Source organism: Shuttleworthella satelles DSM 14600, assembly GCF_000160115.1.
GTDB lineage: Bacteria > Bacillota > Clostridia > Lachnospirales > Lachnospiraceae > Shuttleworthia > Shuttleworthia satelles.
This window is the reverse complement of sequence record NZ_GG665866.1, coordinates 394,157-411,477: the sequence shown is the minus strand read 5'-3', so window position 1 is coordinate 411,477 and position 17,321 is coordinate 394,157. Positions and strand designations below refer to the sequence as shown.

Here is a 17,321-nt window from a genome sequence, read left to right as displayed (position 1 = left end):
TATGGCGGACATGACGCATTTGGAATCCAGAGAGCAGCTGGAACAAATCGAGAAGAAGATCCTGCGTGCGCAGGCGGCCCGCGTCATCGCCACGGATGACTTCGTGGATCCGGAGGTGATCTACAGAGAGCTTGTGGCCCGGATTAACCGATATCATCCCAATACAGATATCTCCATGATTGAGAAGGCCTATGGGATTGCCCGTCAGGCCCACAAGGATCAGAAGCGCAAGTCCGGTGAACCCTATATTATTCATCCTTTGTCTGTAGCACTGATCTTAGCGGATCTGGAGCTGGACAAGGAGACCATCGTCGGAGGTCTTCTGCACGATGTCGTAGAAGATACGGTCATGAGTCTGGATGACGTTCGCAGGGAGTTCAGCGATGAGATCGCCCTTCTGGTGGATGGGGTCACCAAGCTGGGGCAGCTGTCCTATGATGCCGATAAGGTGGAGATTCAGGCGGAGAATCTGCGGAAGATGTTCCTGGCCATGTCCAAGGATATCCGTGTCCTTCTGATTAAGCTGGCGGATCGCCTGCACAATATGCGCACTCTAAAGTTCATGACGCCCGCCAAGCAAAAGGAGAAGGCCCGCGAGACCATGGAGATCTACGCCCCTCTGGCGCAGCGGCTGGGTATCAGCAAGGTGAAGGTCGAGCTGGACGACCTGGCGCTCAAGTTCCTGGAACCGGATGCCTACTATGATCTTCTGGAGCAGCTGAACCAGCGTGAGAGCGAGAGAAGCGAGTACATTCAGTCCCTGGCGGACCTGGTGACAAGGCAGATTGACGCGGCGGGGATTAAGGCCAAGATCTACGGGAGAGCCAAGCATTTATTCTCCATCTACAAGAAGATGGTCAATCAGCATAAGACGCTGGATCAGATCTATGATCTCTTCGCGGTCCGCATTATTGTCGATGACTTAAAGGACTGCTATGCCTCTTTGGGAATTATTCACGAGCACTATACACCAATCCCCGGCCGCTTTAAGGACTATATTGCCATGCCCAAGCCCAATATGTACCAGTCCCTGCACACGACGGTCATCGGGCCCAAGGGGCAGCCTTTTGAGATTCAGATCCGCACCTGGGAGATGCACAGGATCTCTGAGTACGGTATTGCCGCTCACTGGAAATACAAGGAGTCCGGAGAGGGGGCCACGACCAATCAGGAGGAACAGAAGCTGTCCTGGCTCAGGCAGATCCTGGAGTGGCAGCAGGATATGACGGATAATAAGGAATTTGTCTCTCTGATCAAGAGCGACTTAAACCTCTTCTCCGACACGGTCTACTGCTTCACGCCGACCGGTGATGTCAAGAACCTGCCTGCGGGATCGACCCCGGTCGACTTCGCCTACTCAATTCACTCGGCTGTCGGGAATCGGATGGTGGGAGCCAAGGTCAACGGTAAGCTGGTGCCGATCGATTACGGCATCCAAAACGGCGACCGAATTGAGATCATCACCTCTCAGAATTCCAGGGGGCCCAGCCGCGACTGGGTCAAGCTGGTCAAATCCTCCCAGGCCAGGAATAAAATCAATCAGTGGTTTCGAGCCCAGTCCAAGGATGAGGATATCCAGCGGGGCAAGGAGCTTCTCATGGCTTACGCGAAGAGCCATGACATTGATTTCAATGCCATTAACCGGCCGGAATACCAGCAGAAAGTACTTCGCCGCTTCGGCTTCCACGATTGGAACAATGCTCTGGCCACGGTGGGACACGGAGGGCTCAAGGAGGGACAGGTGATCAACCGTCTTCTTGAGAACTACCGCAAGGATCATCCCAGAATTCTGACCGATGAGGATATCTTAGCCTCGGTTAAGCCGCAGACCCCTGCGGATGGAGACCTGCCGGAGGGGGCTTCCGGCTCGGTTCACGAGCACCCGGAGAATACGCAGACCAGGCATCATAAGAGCGGGATCGTGGTCAAGGGACTGCATGATGTTTCCGTCCGCTTCTCCAAGTGCTGCAGTCCGGTGCCGGGCGATGAGATCGTCGGCTATATTACCCGGGGAAGAGGCATTTCCATCCACCGGACCGACTGCGTCAATATGATCAATCTGCCGGACATGGAGAAAAACCGCCTGATTGAAGCGGAATGGGAGGACGGCTGGTCTAATCCCAGCGGCAAGCTCTATGACACGGTCATTAAGATCTACGCCAACAACCGGGTGGGAATTCTGGTGGATCTGTCCAGGGTCTTTTCCGGGGCGGATATTGATATCGAGCAGCTGCACTCCAATACCTCCAGGCAGGGGGTGGCGACCATCACAATCCAGTTCAAGGTTCACGGCAAGGAGGAGCTTCGCAATCTGACGGAGAAGCTGCGGCAGATTGAGTCTGTTGTGGACATCGAGCGGACGACGGGAGGCTGAGGGAAGAGATATGCTGATTCAACAATTTGTCGTCGGCCCTGTAGAGACCAATTGTTATATCATTCATAAAGAAGGAGAAAAAGAGGCCCTGATTATCGATCCCGGTGCGGCCGGCAGGCAGCTTGCGGAGCATCTGAGAAAGGAAGGACTGCGGCTTGCCGCTGTTCTTTTAACCCACGGGCACGCCGATCATGCCGGGGGAATCGAGGATCTGCTGAGGGAGCTTAAGGACCGGGTGCCGGTGATCGCCTATGAGGGAGAGAAGAGGACTCTGGCCGATCCCAATTACAATCTTTCTTCCTGGATCCTGTCTCATAGTCAGGTCTTTCACGCCGACCTCTTTATGAGAGACGGGGAGGAGAAAGACCTGGCCGGTCTGCATTTTCGTCTTCTGGCTACGCCCGGGCACACAGAGGGTGGCTGCTGTTTCTATTTTCCCTATGAAAATGTTCTCTTTTCCGGGGACAGTCTCTTTGCGGGTTCTCTGGGGAGAACAGATTTTCCGGGAGGATCTGTGGCTCTTTTGGTCAGGAGCGTAAAAGAAAAGCTGATGACCCTGCCTGAGGGCACTCGCGTTTTGCCCGGACACGAGGGAGAGACGACGATCGGGGAGGAGAGAGTGAATAATCCATATCTGCTGTAAAAATATAAGACAGTACAGAATTGTTTGGAGATCTTTGCATGCATGGAATCAGAGTGACTGTAAATCGACAGCTGCCAAAGATTGTATCAAGGGTCTCAGACCTATGCGGTTGGACATGTGTATGGAAGGAACACAGAGACAGAAGAGGGAAAGCATGACAGAGGATAGGCTTATCTTATGATCTATGTCCGGTTGAATACCAGCGGTTTTGAATACGATATTTATAACCTGGTTCGGTCCTTTCTCCCGGGGGCCAAGCTGGGTTTTCTCTATCCGAGAGATCTGGCGCACAGCTTAGAGGGAGGAAAGACAGCGGCGGAGGCCCTGAAAAGCTATCGTCTGCAGAGGGCGGATGCCGAGGAGAAGCTGGCATATTGGGAGGAAAAAGTCGCAGAGAGACAGGGCGCTCAGCAGAAGAGAACAGCCGCCGATCCTGTCTCAAGGGGAGCAAGGGGAGCATGGACAGAGGAGAAGGGGCATGCCAATCATCATGAGAGAAGCCCTGAGGCCCTGCAGGAGAAGCTGTCAAGGGCTCAGGAGAAGCTGCGGAAGACTCTGGAGAGACAGCCTGCCTCTGTGCTTCTCGTCGATATCCGCGAGGACAGGATCCGCATTCGCTGGGAAGCTGACGGCAAAGAGGCGGAGAAAATGATGAGGGAATTGGCCCTGGCCGATGAAAGGGGACTTCCTGCGGACCCTGCCCTGTCCGCTCTTTGGTCAGCGAATTCCGGCCAGGTCTGTGAGGAGACGCTGTCTTCTTTTGTAAAGGAAAGACCAGAGGCTATGCCCTGTGCCGAAGAGAGAGATATTCTCCTTCGCCGCGAGCAAAAAAATGTCCTGAAGCGGTTGATCTATCTGGCCCTGTCTGAGGATCTGGGGAAAGATCTGCCCTGGGGAACGCTCTCGGGGATTCGGCCGACCAAGATTCTCCTGGGCAAACTGGCCTCCGGCGCCTCAGAGGAAGAAGCGGCCCGCTGGATGAAGGAGACCTACATGGTCTCTGACGCGAAGCTTGCGACCTGTATGGAGATCGTCAGCAGGGAGCGCAAGGTTTTAAGAAGGATCCACACAGGAGGGATGGGAGGAGCAGAAGACGGGAGGAAGGGCTACAGTCTCTATCTGAATATTCCCTTTTGTCCCTCTACCTGTCTCTACTGCTCCTTTACCTCTTATCCGGAGAAAAAATATGCCGCTCTGATGCCGGACTATGTGTCGGCTCTTGAGAGGGAGATCGACTATGTGCGAGAAGACTTTCAGGAGGAAAAGAAGAGAGTACTTGACAGTATTTACATCGGGGGAGGAACGCCAACCTCTCTTCCGGCAGAGCTTTTGGATCGCCTGCTGACCTGTATTGAGTCGAGGCTGGATACCAGTCAACTCAAGGAGTGGACCATTGAGGCCGGACGGCCGGACTCCATCACGGAGGCCAGGCTGGACGCGATAAGAGGGCATGGGGTGACCCGGATCAGCATTAACCCCCAGACCATGAAGGATGGGACATTAAGGCTGATCGGCCGTCATCACACATCGGAGCAGATTCGAACGGCCTACAGCCTGGCCCGGTCTAAGGGCTTTGACGATATTAATATGGACCTCATCATCGGTTTGCCGGGGGAGAGCAGGGCAGACGTCGAGCGGACCTTACAGGAGATAGCGGCCATGGGGCCTGAGAATCTGACGATCCACTCCCTCGCCCTAAAGAGGACGGCCCGTCTGAACCTGCGCTGGGAGGAGTACGCAAAGTATGTTATGGAATCCTCTGATGAACTGATGGCACTGGCAGCCTCCTATGCAAAAAAAATGGGATTATCTCCCTACTATCTCTACCGGCAGAAGAACATCGCCGGCAATCAGGAGAATGTGGGTTATGCCAAAGAGGGTTATGAGGGCATTTATAATATCGCTATTATGGAGGAACAGCAGGATATCGTGGCCCTGGGCTGCGCGGCTGATTCCAAGAAAATCCTGGCAAATGGGAAAACCGACCGCTGTGAGAATGTCAAGAATGTGGAGGAATACATCGCCCGGGTAGATCAGATGATCGAGCGGAAGAGAAGACTTTTCTTTGAGGAGGATTGAGAGAGGAGCAGGATATGCGCTACGCGAAGGATCCAAACAAGCAGTATCACATAGGGGTTGGAGCAGAGGAGATCGGACCCTATGTTATTCTGCCGGGAGATCCCGGCCGATGTGAACAGATTGCGGGCTATCTGGAGGATGGCGTCAGGGTCGGACAGAACCGGGAATTTACCACATATACGGGTAAGCTCAAGGGAGTTAAGGTCTCCGTGACGTCCACAGGAATCGGCGGTCCGTCTGCCGCGATTGCCATGGAGGAGCTGGTCATGGCGGGAGCCCATACCTTCATCCGGGTCGGAACCTGCGGCGGAATGCAGGAGGAGATCCTGGGGGGAGATTTGATTGTGGCGACAGGAGCTGTCCGAATGGAAGGATGCAGCAGAGAATACGCCCCTATCGAGTATCCGGCGGTGGCCGACTTCACCCTGCTCTGCGCGCTGCGGTCCGCCGCTGAGAAAATGGGAGTCAGATACCACACGGGTGTGGTCGAGTGCAAGGATTCCTTCTATGGACAGCACTCCCCCCAGAAGAGCCCAGTCTCCTATGAGCTGCAGAATAAATGGGAGGCCTGGAAGCGGCTTGGATGTCTGGCAAGTGAGATGGAATCGGCCGCCCTCTATACAGTAGCCCAGGCCCTTGGGGTCCGGGTGGCCTCGGTTCTTCTTGTTATGGCCAACCAGGAGCGGGAGAAGGCAGGGCTTTCCAATCCCGTCGTTTATGACACCGACCTGGCTGCGCGCTGTGCCACAGAGGCACTGCAAACGGTAATTGCAGAGGACAGGAAGCGTCTGTAACAGGAAGCGTCTGTAAAAGAAGTCCGGCAAGCACTGCTGCTTGCCGGACTTCCTCTCACTTATGCCTGTTTGGGACGATAAGAGATACAGATCATCATAATCAGGATGAGTAAGAAGCCAAGGCCATCCCAGAGGCTGAAGGGCGTTTGAAAGAAGATTCCTGTGACGACAGCCGCCGTGACGGGTTCTGAAAAGGCATAGAGAGCGGCGGGTACGGGGCCGATCCGGTTCAGGCCGGTCATGTAGAGGGAAAAGGCGGCGACATTGCCGACCAAAACGACGAAGGCAATCCCCAAATATCCAATCGAATTTGGCCGGTAGGGGATATGCCAGGGCTGAAAGATCAGGGCCATGACAATACCGCCCCAGAAGAAGGCCCAGGCCTGCATGATGGCGACCGGGTACTTCTTGAGGATGGATTTTCCGACCAGGTTGTAGACGGCGATTCCGATGGCAGAGCCGATACCGGCGGCAAGAGCAAGGGGAGAGACTCTGAGTTCTCCGGGTCTTCCGTGACTGACAATGGATAGAACGCCCAGGAAGGCAAAACAGATCGCGAGCAGCTCTAAGCGATGAGGTCTGCGCCGGGACAAAAGGCAGACCAAAAGCAGGGTCAGGCCGGGGGAGAGATCCTGCAGGATCGTTCCCATGCTGGCGGATGAGAGCTGAATGCAGAGGAAGTAGAGGAACTGGCAGAGGGCAACGCCCGGGATCCCGTAGACCAGGGTTAAAAGGGCGTCCCTGCGGTTGGTAAAGGGCTGCCAGCTTTTCCTTGGCCCGTACTTGACCAGGCAGTAGGTCAGCATGATCAGTCCCGCCAGAAAGAGGCGGATGGGAACCAGCCAGGGAGTCTGCATTTTCTGATACGTGAAGAGATACTGCCCCATAGAACCGGAGAGACCCCAGCAGATACCGGAGGCGACGGCAGAAAAAGCGCCGAGGAGTTTTTGGTTGATCTTTGGATTTGTCATGTATTTCATTATATCGTAGGAAAAGCTATAAAACAGCAGAGCTCGACTCATAAATCTGCCTCATATGTAATTGCCGCCCTGCCCTATGCGCAATTGCTGTCCTTCCCCGGGTTCAGTTGCTGCCTTATCTCGTATACAATCCCTGTCCCCTGTATGATATGAGCCCAGATTCGGCAGTTTTTTACCGCCTGAAGGTTCCAGGGTGTTAAAATGAAAAAATCAGTATTTTAATATGATTTCAAACATCACAGGATGAGCTATGATTTTTAAAATATTCCGACACGATCTGAGGGAACTGAGAAGGAGCGTATTCACTCTTATCATCGCTCTTGGGGTTTGCGTCCTCGGCGGTCTCTATGCCTGGGCCAACATTTACTCCAACTGGGATCCCTATGGCAATACCAGAGGCATTAAGATTGCAGTGGTCTCATTGGACCGGGGGGATCAAGACAGCGCGGGACAAGAGCAGAATATGGGCGCGGAGATTGTCGACAAGCTCCGCCATAACGACAAGATCGACTGGGTTTTTCTGGGCTCGGAGAAAGAAGCCAGGGCAGGCGTGGAGTCAGGCGACTACTACGGGGCTCTGATTGTGGGGGAGGACTTCAGCGAGAAGATGACCCATATTTTCACGGAGGGGGTGGACAAGCCACAGCTGGTCTTCTATCAGAATCAGAAGAAAAATGCTGTGGCCAATAAGATCACGGATACGGTAGTGACAAGTATCCAGTCCCAGGTCAACGAGAAGTTTGTTGAGATGATGGTCCAGAAGGTCTTTACAGACACCAATCACTTCACGGAGGATCTTGAGAAGCAGGGAGGAATCGATGGACTGATTTCCCGCTTTGAGCAGATTCGGAGCAATATCGCCAGCTATCAGACCCAGCTGGATATGGCGATCGCCGGAAATGAGGCCGCCAACAGAGCCCTTGGGCAGGCGGACAAGGCATCAGAGAACGTCAACGGGGCATTGGGCCAGGCGCAGTCAGGCCTGGGTCAGGCCCAGGAGGCGGCGGGGCAGGCTCAGCTGACTCTGGAGGAATACAGCAGGCGCATGCGCGATCTGCAGGCAATGGCAGTGTCCAATGCAAGTGATTTGCAGAAGGGGCTTGAGGACTTAAGCGGCGGCAGTGATATGGACAGTATCCAGAAGGCCCTTCAGACTTACAGGGACAAATTAGATAAGCTGGATGGGCAGCTTCACGCCCTGGCGGCTGCCTTTCCGGCGGACCTGGCTCCGAAGCTGCACCGATTCGTCGACCGGCTGGATAAGATCAAGGCGAATCTGCAGGAATTGGAGTCCAAGAATCAGGCCTCATGGGTCGGAAAGACAGATGCCCAGTTAAGCCAAAAGGAGAGGGAGGATAAGGCGGAGTTTTATCGGCAGCTGGACCAGTTCAGGCAGGAGAGTAAAAATCTGTCAGAAGAGCTGACAGGAAGTCTGCCGGCTGAGATCGAGTCTGCCCTTGATAAGACGGCCAGGACGATAGGGAATGCCAGGGTCAGCATGAATCAGATGTCCAGTCTCCTGGGAGGAATGGGAGACGTCTTCGGGGCTCTCTCGGGCACCGTCAACGCTGGAAATGTCAGCTTGATTCAGACTAGGCAGGCTCTGACCCTTCTGGACAATCGAATCTCCGCTGTCCTGGACGCCGTCAAGGGAGCGGGAGAGAATGACGCGGTAAAGGCGCTGATCAATACCCTTTCCGGCGATCCGCAGGCCTATGGACGCTTCTTCGCGGACCCGGTCGAGATCAAATCGACGGCGATCTATCCGGTAGAGAATTACGGATCGGCCGTGGCCCCCTTCTATTCTGTCCTGGCGATCTGGGTTATGGGTCTTTTGCTCGCGGCGGTCATGAAGACGCATCCGAATCCTCTGTACTATCCGGATGCCAGGGCGCATCAGCTCTATCTGGGCCGCTATTTGATCTTCGGGCTCCTGGAGCAGTTCTTTGTTGTTCTGCTGGTCCTGGGAGATCTCTTTGTGCTCAAAATACAGTGTCTTCACCCCTTCCTTTTCTGGGCGGTCTGTGCCGTCACCGGATTGACCTTCTCCCTGCTCATCTACTCCCTGGTGTATGCCTTCGGAGATGTGGGCAAGGCGGCGGCAGTGGTTATCGTCGTCCTTCAGATTGCCGGTTCCTCCGGGACCTATCCCATCGAGCTTCTGCCGACCTTCTTTCAGAATGCCTATATTTTCTTTCCCTTCCCCTACGCGATCGACGCCCTGCGGGAGTGTGTGGCCGGGCTCTACAGGACGGACATTCTTATCTATTTAGGAAAGCTCTCTGTCTTTATTCTGGTGGCTCTGGCCATTGGAATCTGGATGCATAAGCCCACTGCCAGGCTCCTTCACTTTATGGAGGCGCGGATGGACGATACGGAGTTGATGTAAGGGATATATGATTTGAAGTGGTGCAGGGACATATCGTTTGAAGCGGAGAATGGATCATGAAGGACTACGAGAAATTCTATTATGAATATATCAGCGAGCTCAGGGACAAGCACGAGGCGAATGTCAGCAGGATCCGACTGGGCATCCGGATCAATCTGATCCTGCCGCTGGCCTTTTTGATCCTGAGCTTTACGATCGGAGGTTCCCGATTTATCTTTTTGATGCTCTGGATTGTCAGCCTTTTCGGGATCGCCGCCTATCTGATTTTCGTGGAATACACGGATTTTGAGCTCCAGCAGAAGCTGATTGATCTGGAGGACAGAGAGGACGGGGAGCCTGAGTCCCTGATCGAGGGGAAATACCTGGAGCCCCATTTGGAGTCTCTGCAGGAGAAGGTTGGATATATTGCGGAGGCCAAAAACAGAAAGATGGAGCAGCTCGTCGAAGTTAAAAATAAAGCGATCGGGCGAAAGGGGAAAAAGACCGCCGAGAGGGGGCAGGAGAAAGAGGAAGAGGTTTTGGTTACGGTGGATGAAGTGATCTCTTCCAGGGAAGATCAGAAGAATTTCTTGCGGGAAAAATCCGGAGCGGCGGAAGAAAAAGGCGGCGGGGCGAAGGGACAGAAGAACGGGCAGACGAAAGAGAAGGCTCCGACAAAGGAGGAATCCCATGCGTAATGTGTTTAAGGTTTTTCGCAGGGACGCAAAGCGGATCTGGACCAACGTGGTTGCTCTGGTGGTAATCATGGGCCTGGCTGTGATACCCTCCCTCTATGCCTGGTTTAATATCCTGTCAAACTGGGATCCTTACGGGTCTGCCTCGACCAGAAACTTAAAGGTTGCCGTGGCGACGGAGGATCAGGGGGCAGATCTGGACGGGGCAAGGCTCAACATTGGCGATATTGTGATCGACAAGCTAAAGAGCAACCAGTCCATCGGCTGGGTCTTTGTAGACAAGGCTGAGACGGCCAGGGAGGGAGTGACCAGCGGTCAGTACTACGCGGCTTTAGTCATTGACAGGGACTTCTCGACGAATATGCTCTCTTTCATCGGAGGTCAGCTCAATCACCCTCAGATATACTACTACGAGAATGAGAAGAAAAATGCCATCGCCCCTAAAATTACCGGAAAGGTCAAGACGACGGTGCAGGAGGAGGTCAACAAGGCCTTTGTCAGCTCTCTGGCTCAGGGTCTGCTCTCCGCCGGAAAGTATATCTCCAATACGGACGGGAAGACTCCTCTGACGGATGCGGCTTTAGAACATCTCAAACAGATGGATTCGGATATGACGACAAGTATCGGCGTCATCAACGCGTATATTTCTCTGGCGGATTCGGCGGATCAGGTAAAGAAGGCAAGTGAGGCGCTCTCTAAAGAGCTGCAGCGGATCAGCGGGGACTCCAGGAGCAAATTGAGGGCGGCAAAGGAGAGGGCTGAGAGTCAGCAATCTCAGTCGTCCGGCAGTTCTCAGGCAGGACAAAAGACGGCTGACTATATCGAGTCGCAGCTTGCCGGAGTCTCTGATTACCTTGAGACCCTGCAGAATCAGCTCGCGGACGGCCAGGAGCTGGCGGAGCCCAAAATCAATCAGCTGGAGACGCTTTTAGACGGCCTGCACAGCCAGATCAACGGGGCTCTCTCAGCGGTTCATCTGCCTGCCCGACTTCAGGCCAGACTGGACACCTTCAACCAGCGATATCAGACCCTGAGGGACCGGCTGGAGGGCATGAAGGCGGCGGCAAGAAGCGGCCAGTCCACCCTGACTTTGTCTAAACAGGCGGCGGATGACTGCGGGCAGCTGCTTTCATCCAGTCGGGAGATCCTCGAGGATTACCAGAGTCAGGTCAAGCCAAAGATCTCAGCCTCCATGGATTCGATCAGGAATTCCATGGCGGAGGCGGGCAGACTCTTAAGCGATGCCGGCGTGAATATTGACGCTGTGAATAAGATCCTCGCGTCTTATCCGGATTTATCCGGGGCGGCCAAAGGAGATCTGATTACAGCGAGAGATCATCTGTCCCAGATGCAGGGAAAGCTTCGCGACCTGATCAACCAGGTCTCTGAGCTGCGTTCTTCTGATCAGTACAGCATGCTGATCAAGCTGATTGAGTCTGATCCGGATCTGGTTGCGGATTTCATTTCTTCCCCGGTGGGACTGAAAAGTGAATCCGCCTATCCCATTGCAAATAACGGTTCGGCTATGGCGGCCTTCTATGTCATTCTGGCCATTTGGGTCGGGGCCCTGATTCAGGTGGCGATTCTTCGCCCCCGCCAGAAGCATCCGGGGGAGATCCCGGGTGTTAAGCCAAGGCACGAGTTCTGGGGTCGCTATCTGATTTTCTTTCTCCTGGGGCAGGTACAGACCCTGATCATTGTCCTTGGGACCCTCTTTTACGTGAGGATTCAGGCTCAGTCTCGCCTTCTCTTCTGGCTGGCGGCGGCAGTAGCCAGTCTGGTATTTACCCTTCTTCTCTATGCCCTGACCTATGCCTTTGGGGCAGTCGGAGAGGCCGTCGGCGTTGTGATCATGGTCGTCCAGGTGGCAGGGAGCGGAGGAACCTTTCCCATTGAGGTTCTGCCGCGGATCTATAAGATTCTCTACCCCTTCATGCCCTTCCGCTATGGAATCAATGCCCTGCGGGAGTGCGTCGGAGGCTTCTATTCCAATGCCTATGCCATCGACCTGCTGCACCTGCTTGGTTTTGTGCCTCCGGCTCTTGTGATTGGTCTTGGAATCAGCAGGATCATTGGAGGTCTGACCCATAAGATCGAGGCGTCCAAGGCGGGATCCGACCTGTGGGCATAGGGGCAGTGACTTTGCGGCAAGGAAAACGTAAGATAGACACAGGAGCTTCGCCTTTTGTACGCTCTGACAGGAGAGGACCTGTGTGTGAAACCGCGCGAGTATTTTTACAAATGATCAGGAGGATACTATGAATTTCTTAGAACTGGCAGAGAAGCGTTATTCCTGCAAGCAATATAGCGACAGGCCCGTCGAGGCGGATAAGCTGCAGGCTGTTCTTGAGGCCGGGCGGCTTGCGCCGACGGCCAAGAATCTGCAGGAGCAGCATGTATATGTGCTCCAGTCTGACGAGGCTCTGGACAAATTTGATCAGCTGACGCCCTGCCGTTATGGGGCGAAAACAGCCCTGATGGTCACCTACGATAAGAAAAATGTCTTCACCTATCCGGGAGAGAAGCGCGATTCGGGGGTCGAGGATGCCAGCATTATCGCGACGCATATGATTCTGGAGGCGACAGAGCAGGGACTGGACTCCTGCTGGATTAACTTCTTTGATCCCGATCGGGCAAAAGAGCTCTATGATCTTCCGGAAGAGGAGGAGGTCCTGATGCTGATGGATCTGGGCTATGCCGCGGATGGGGCGGGGCCCTTGCCTAACCATAGTAGCCGCAAGGACTTAAGCGAGACCGTATCCTATCTGTGACCTGATCTTTTTGTGCAGGGATCAGAGCTCAATGCAGGGATCTGAGCCTTGCACAGGGATCCGAGCTCAGTGCAGGGATCCGAGCCTTGCACAGGGATTAGAACTCTATGCGGGGATCAGAGAGAACAGAGGATGAAGTTTAATTTTGAGCACTGAGGAAGACCATGATTGAAAGAAGAGGAAAGCTGATCGGGGTGGGCGTAGGTCCCGGCGATCCGGAGCTGATGACCCTAAAGGCAGTTCGCATGATTCAGGAGGCGGATCGCGTTATTCTCCCCCAGAAGGAGGCTAAGGAGGCGCGGGCCTACAAGATCGCGCTGGGGGCGGTACCTGCTCTGGCCGGCAAATGCCTGCTTGGCCTTGACTTTCCCATGACCCGGGATAAGGATCTGCGGGATCGGCAGATTCAGGCCAACTATGAGTCTCTGCGCTCCTATCTGAAAGCGGGAGAGAAGCTGGTTTTTTTGACCATCGGAGACCCCTGTATCTATTCCACCTTCTGTTACCTTAAGATTTATGCCGAGGAGGAGGGATATCAAACGAGTCTAGTCAATGGGATTCCCTCTTTTGTGGCGGCTGCGGCCCGCTTAAATATTCCCCTCTGCCTGGATGATGAGGAGGTCCATCTGCTCAATGGAAAGAGTCATCTTGCAGAGGGACTGGCTCTGCCCGGCAGCAAGATTGTGATGAAGGCCGGGCCCTGTTCGGAGAAGCTGGCTGAGGCCGTCGACAAGCTGCCAGGCGCCAGGGTCTACGCGGTCAAAGACTGCGGACTTCCCGGCGAGGAGGTCTTTAACGATATTCACGAGCTGCCCGGGGACTATATGCTGACGGTGATTGTCAAGGAATAAGGATCATCGCCATTCTCCAGCATTTTTCCATATTATTTTCCATATAAATCACATGTGATTCCCATATGAATCTCTTTTTGTGCCAATACGCCGAGCAGACGTATGATTACGGCAAACAGTCGTTTATTGACATCGAACACTTGCGCTGACTTTGTTTTGCAAGTAAAATATAGATAAAAGTTAGTCACTACTAACTTTTTAATGGTATCGATAAAGACTGAGCTGATTTCCAGTTGATCAGAGGGGAGGATTGTGTCTGCCTTCGGTCTGCCAGAGAGAAAGGGATTCGTATGATTTACAAAAAACTAAAGACGTATGCGCCGGAGAGGATGGGCTTTGTCTATGTCGGCATACTGATGGCACTGCTTGCCGCGGGACTCTCTGTTGCCAGCTATTATTATCTCTATCGCTTTCTGCGAAAAGTAATTGTTGATGTCGATATGACCGGAGCGGTTCCCCTGGCCATGGATGTCGTGATTTTTTTAATTGCGAATGCCCTGGTCTATTTTCTGGCCCTTTGGTCTACGCATATACTGGCCTTTCGACTGGAGACAAATCTGAAGAAGCAGGGACTTCGGCATCTGATGAACGCTTCCTTCAGCTTTTATGACAAGAATGAGTCCGGGCGCGTCCGCAAGATTATGGATGACAACACGGCGCTGACCCACTCCAGTGTGGCGCATCTGATCCCGGATTTGACCACCGCTGTGTTCGCTCCCCTGCTCGGAATTGCCCTGGCCTTTTATGTGGACTGGCGGATAGGATTGCTATTTACCGTCAGCTTTCTGTCGGGGATACTCTTCATCCGTAAGATGATGGGGGACCAGAACTTCATGAATCAGTATATGGCGGCGTCCGATAAGATGAATTCCGGCGCTGTGGAGTATGTGCGAGGGATTCATGTACTGAAGATCTTTAAGACCAGTCTGCAGTCGCTGAAGGAATTCTATCGATCTGTGACAGAGTACGCGGACCTGGCTCTGAAGTACAGTATGAGCTGCCGGAGCTGGTATGTCTTCTTTCAGGTCTTCTATAACGCGGTCTTCCTTGTCGCGCTGTTCTTTGGCTATGGGAGCGGGGATGATCCGAGGGTCCAGCTCTGTAAGTTTTTATTTTATGCCTTGTTCAATGGCATCCTCTATATGGCCCTGAATAAGGTGATGTATGTGGGCATGTATACCTATCAGGCCAGTGCCTGTATTGAAAAAATTGAAAAGCTTTTTTCCGAGATGGATGAGAAAAAGCTTTCGACCGGTCAGCGCGAGACGATGGAGGGAAGCTCGATAGAGTTTCAGGATGTGACCTTTGGCTATGAGGATCAGAAGGTGATAAAGCATTTTTCCCTCAAGCTGGAGGAGGGCAAGACTTATGCGCTGGTAGGCGCTTCAGGCTCCGGGAAATCAACGCTGGTAAAGCTCATTTCTGGTTTTTATCAGCTGGATGACGGCCATATCTTAATTGACGGGCATGATCTCAGCGAATACACGGAGGGCGCCCTGGCACAAAACATCGCAAACGTTTTTCAGGACGTGAAGCTGTTCAAGAAGAGCATTTATGAAAATGTGCGGATGGGGCGGCCTGACAGCAGCCGACAGGAGGTGATGGAGGCCCTCCACCTGGCCCAGTGCGATGAGATCTTAAACAAGCTGGAAAAGGGTGAGGACACCCTGATTGGCGCCAGGGGGGTTCATCTGTCCGGCGGAGAGGTGCAGCGCATTGCCATCGCCCGGGCGATTTTAAAGGATGCAAAGATCATTATTTTAGATGAAGCCTCCGCCGCGGCGGATCCGGAAAATGAGTATGAGCTGCAGCTGGCCTTTGCAAATCTCATGAAGAAAAAGACGGTCATCATGATCGCGCACAGACTCAGCTCTATCACAGGTGTGGACGAGATCCTTGTCATTGACGATGGGAAGCTGGTGGAGAGAGGAAGCCACAGTGAGTTGATGGCACATAACTCCGTCTATCAAAAGCTGCAGGAAGACTTTATGCAGGCGAATGAATGGAGGGTGCGCGAATGAAGACGATATTGAAACGAAATTTTGGCTTGACAGACAGTGGTATCCGCATGGTGCGCCGCGCTGCCCTGGCTTCCTTCTTTGTAAACGCGGGCTATATGGCCCTGATGCTGATCGCCATGTACTATGGGGACAATGTGCTCAAGGGCGTTATCAGGCCCGCCTGGTACTATCTGGCTATCATCGCGGTCACGCTGGCAGTGCTGTACATCCTCATTGACCGCGAATATGTGCTGACCTTTAACGGAACCTATCAGGAGGCCACCAACCTGCGGTTAGAGATTGCGGATCAGATCAAAAAGCTGCCTCTGTCCTATTTCTCAAGGCATGATCTGAGCGATCTGGCCCAGACGATCATGCAGGATGTGACGGATCTGGAACACGCTATGAGTCACTCCATTCCGCGCTGCATCGCCTATGTTTTTTTCCTGACCGTAATGGCAGTGCTTCTTTTGGCATCCAATCCGCTCCTGGGCCTGGCCGCTTTGATTCCGCTTGCGGTGGGACTCGTGCTCATGCTCTTGTCACAAAGGGCACAGAAGCGATGGACAGAGAAATACTTCTGGAAAATGCGCGAGACAACAGAGGCATTCCAGGAGGCGATCGAGCTGCAGCGGGAAATCAAGAGCTGTCGCTATGAGGACAAAAATTACCAGGAGGTATCAGCTTCTTTAGACGCCGCCGAGCGGCTGCGGGTGCGGACAGAGCTTATGCAGTCCATGCCCATCCTCCTGTCCACAGCTGTCATGAAGCTGAGCATCGGATTTGTCGCGGCAGTCTCCGCGGCGCTCCTGCGGATCAACGCTGTCCAGATGATTTATGTGATCGGCTTTTTACTGGTTTCCATGCGTCTGACGGACGCGGTAGGAGTCATGGAGGACTTTTTCGCCGAGTTCTTTTATCTGGACGCCAGAATCAAGCGGATAGGAGAACTCAGAAACACGCCGACGCAGCAGGGAAAAAACCTTGAGCTGGAGCATTTTGACATTGAACTAAAAGATGTGCGCTTTGCCTATAACGATGAAACAAAGGTGATCAATGGCGTGAGCTTTGTGGCAAAGCAGGATCAGGTTACGGCGATTGTGGGGCCGTCCGGATGCGGCAAGTCAACGATTTTGCGCCTGATCTCACGGCTCTACGATTATGACGGCGGAAGTATCAGGATCGATGGCCATGACATTCAGGAGATATCCACAGACGCGCTCTTTGATAAGGTCTCCTTCGTCTTTCAGGATGTGATCCTCTTCAACAGCTCTGTACTGGACAATATCCGTATGGGCCGTTTGGACGCGACGGATGAGGAGGTGCGGCAGGCGGCCAGGCTCGCGAACTGCGAGGACTTTATCCTCAGGCTGCCCGAAGGATATGACACCCTCATCGGGGAAAACGGCAGCAAGCTCTCAGGCGGAGAGCGACAGAGGATCTCGATTGCCCGCGCGCTCCTGAAAAACGCGCCGATACTGCTGCTGGATGAGATCAGCGCAAGTCTGGATGTGGAAAACGAGCGGAAGATCCAGGAGGCTTTAAACCGGCTGATTACCGATAAGACCGTCATCATCGTGTCTCATCGGCTCAAATCCATCGAGAAGGCGGATCAGATCGTGGTGATGGACGCCGGAAGGGTGGAGGCAGCGGGTACGCACGACGAGCTTATGAAGAAGTCGCCGCTCTACCAGAGGCTGATTGAAAAATCCAGTCTGACAGAGAAATTTACATACTGAACAGAGAAATTTACATACGAAGGAGAA

Annotated in this window: 12 protein-coding genes; 11 read left to right on the top strand and 1 reads right to left on the bottom strand. The window is 53.5% G+C overall.

What is annotated here, in order from left to right:
• The first annotated feature begins 1 nt into the window (after position 1).
• The 4 genes from GCWU000342_RS01870 (at position 2) to udp (ending at position 5,890) form a co-directional block, all read left to right on the top strand.
• On the top strand, positions 2–2,374 hold the full coding sequence (locus GCWU000342_RS01870; protein WP_006905497.1) for a RelA/SpoT family protein: 2,373 nt from the start codon (positions 2–4) through the stop codon (positions 2,372–2,374).
• A gap of 10 nt (positions 2,375–2,384) precedes the next feature.
• The gene (locus GCWU000342_RS01865) at positions 2,385–3,017 is read left to right on the top strand and encodes an MBL fold metallo-hydrolase (protein WP_006905496.1); all 633 of its coding nucleotides are present in this window, start codon (positions 2,385–2,387) and stop codon (positions 3,015–3,017) included.
• A gap of 177 nt (positions 3,018–3,194) precedes the next feature.
• Positions 3,195–5,096, top strand: coding sequence for a coproporphyrinogen dehydrogenase HemZ (gene hemZ / locus GCWU000342_RS01860; protein ID WP_006905495.1), 1,902 nt, complete (start codon positions 3,195–3,197; stop codon positions 5,094–5,096).
• Between the two features lie 14 nt (positions 5,097–5,110).
• Positions 5,111–5,890 carry a uridine phosphorylase gene (gene udp, locus GCWU000342_RS01855; protein WP_045000540.1) on the top strand — a complete coding sequence of 260 codons (780 nt, stop codon included), beginning with the start codon at positions 5,111–5,113 and terminating at the stop codon, positions 5,888–5,890.
• A gap of 59 nt (positions 5,891–5,949) precedes the next feature.
• Here the strand turns inward: udp and GCWU000342_RS01850 are convergent, their stop codons facing one another.
• A complete protein-coding gene (locus GCWU000342_RS01850) occupies positions 5,950–6,912 on the bottom strand; it encodes a DMT family transporter (protein ID WP_006905493.1) in 963 nt (320 codons plus the stop codon).
• A gap of 208 nt (positions 6,913–7,120) precedes the next feature.
• Between GCWU000342_RS01850 and GCWU000342_RS01845 the strand changes: the two genes are divergently transcribed.
• From GCWU000342_RS01845 to GCWU000342_RS01815, 7 genes are all read left to right on the top strand, one after another.
• Positions 7,121–9,259 carry a YhgE/Pip domain-containing protein gene (locus GCWU000342_RS01845; RefSeq protein WP_006905492.1) on the top strand — a complete coding sequence of 713 codons (2,139 nt, stop codon included), beginning with the start codon at positions 7,121–7,123 and terminating at the stop codon, positions 9,257–9,259.
• Between the two features lie 56 nt (positions 9,260–9,315).
• Positions 9,316–9,936: a hypothetical protein gene (locus GCWU000342_RS09865; protein ID WP_006905491.1), complete on the top strand. Its 621-nt coding sequence runs from the start codon at positions 9,316–9,318 to the stop codon at positions 9,934–9,936.
• Positions 9,929–12,064 carry a YhgE/Pip domain-containing protein gene (locus GCWU000342_RS01835; RefSeq protein WP_006905490.1) on the top strand — a complete coding sequence of 712 codons (2,136 nt, stop codon included), beginning with the start codon at positions 9,929–9,931 and terminating at the stop codon, positions 12,062–12,064. Before GCWU000342_RS09865 ends, GCWU000342_RS01835 begins: the two co-directional genes overlap by 8 nt.
• Before the next feature lie 127 nt (positions 12,065–12,191).
• Positions 12,192–12,704, top strand: a complete 513-nt coding sequence (locus GCWU000342_RS01830) for a nitroreductase family protein (RefSeq protein ID WP_006905489.1) — start codon at positions 12,192–12,194, stop codon at positions 12,702–12,704.
• Between the two features lie 164 nt (positions 12,705–12,868).
• Positions 12,869–13,555: a precorrin-2 C(20)-methyltransferase gene (gene cobI / locus GCWU000342_RS01825; RefSeq protein ID WP_006905488.1), complete on the top strand. Its 687-nt coding sequence runs from the start codon at positions 12,869–12,871 to the stop codon at positions 13,553–13,555.
• A 290-nt stretch (positions 13,556–13,845) separates the two neighbouring features.
• Positions 13,846–15,576 carry an ABC transporter ATP-binding protein gene (locus GCWU000342_RS01820; RefSeq protein WP_006905487.1) on the top strand — a complete coding sequence of 577 codons (1,731 nt, stop codon included), beginning with the start codon at positions 13,846–13,848 and terminating at the stop codon, positions 15,574–15,576.
• Complete coding sequence (locus GCWU000342_RS01815) at positions 15,573–17,294, top strand: ABC transporter ATP-binding protein (RefSeq protein ID WP_045000131.1); 1,722 nt, start codon at positions 15,573–15,575, stop codon at positions 17,292–17,294. Before GCWU000342_RS01820 ends, GCWU000342_RS01815 begins: the two co-directional genes overlap by 4 nt.
• Positions 17,295–17,321 lie beyond the last annotated feature (27 nt).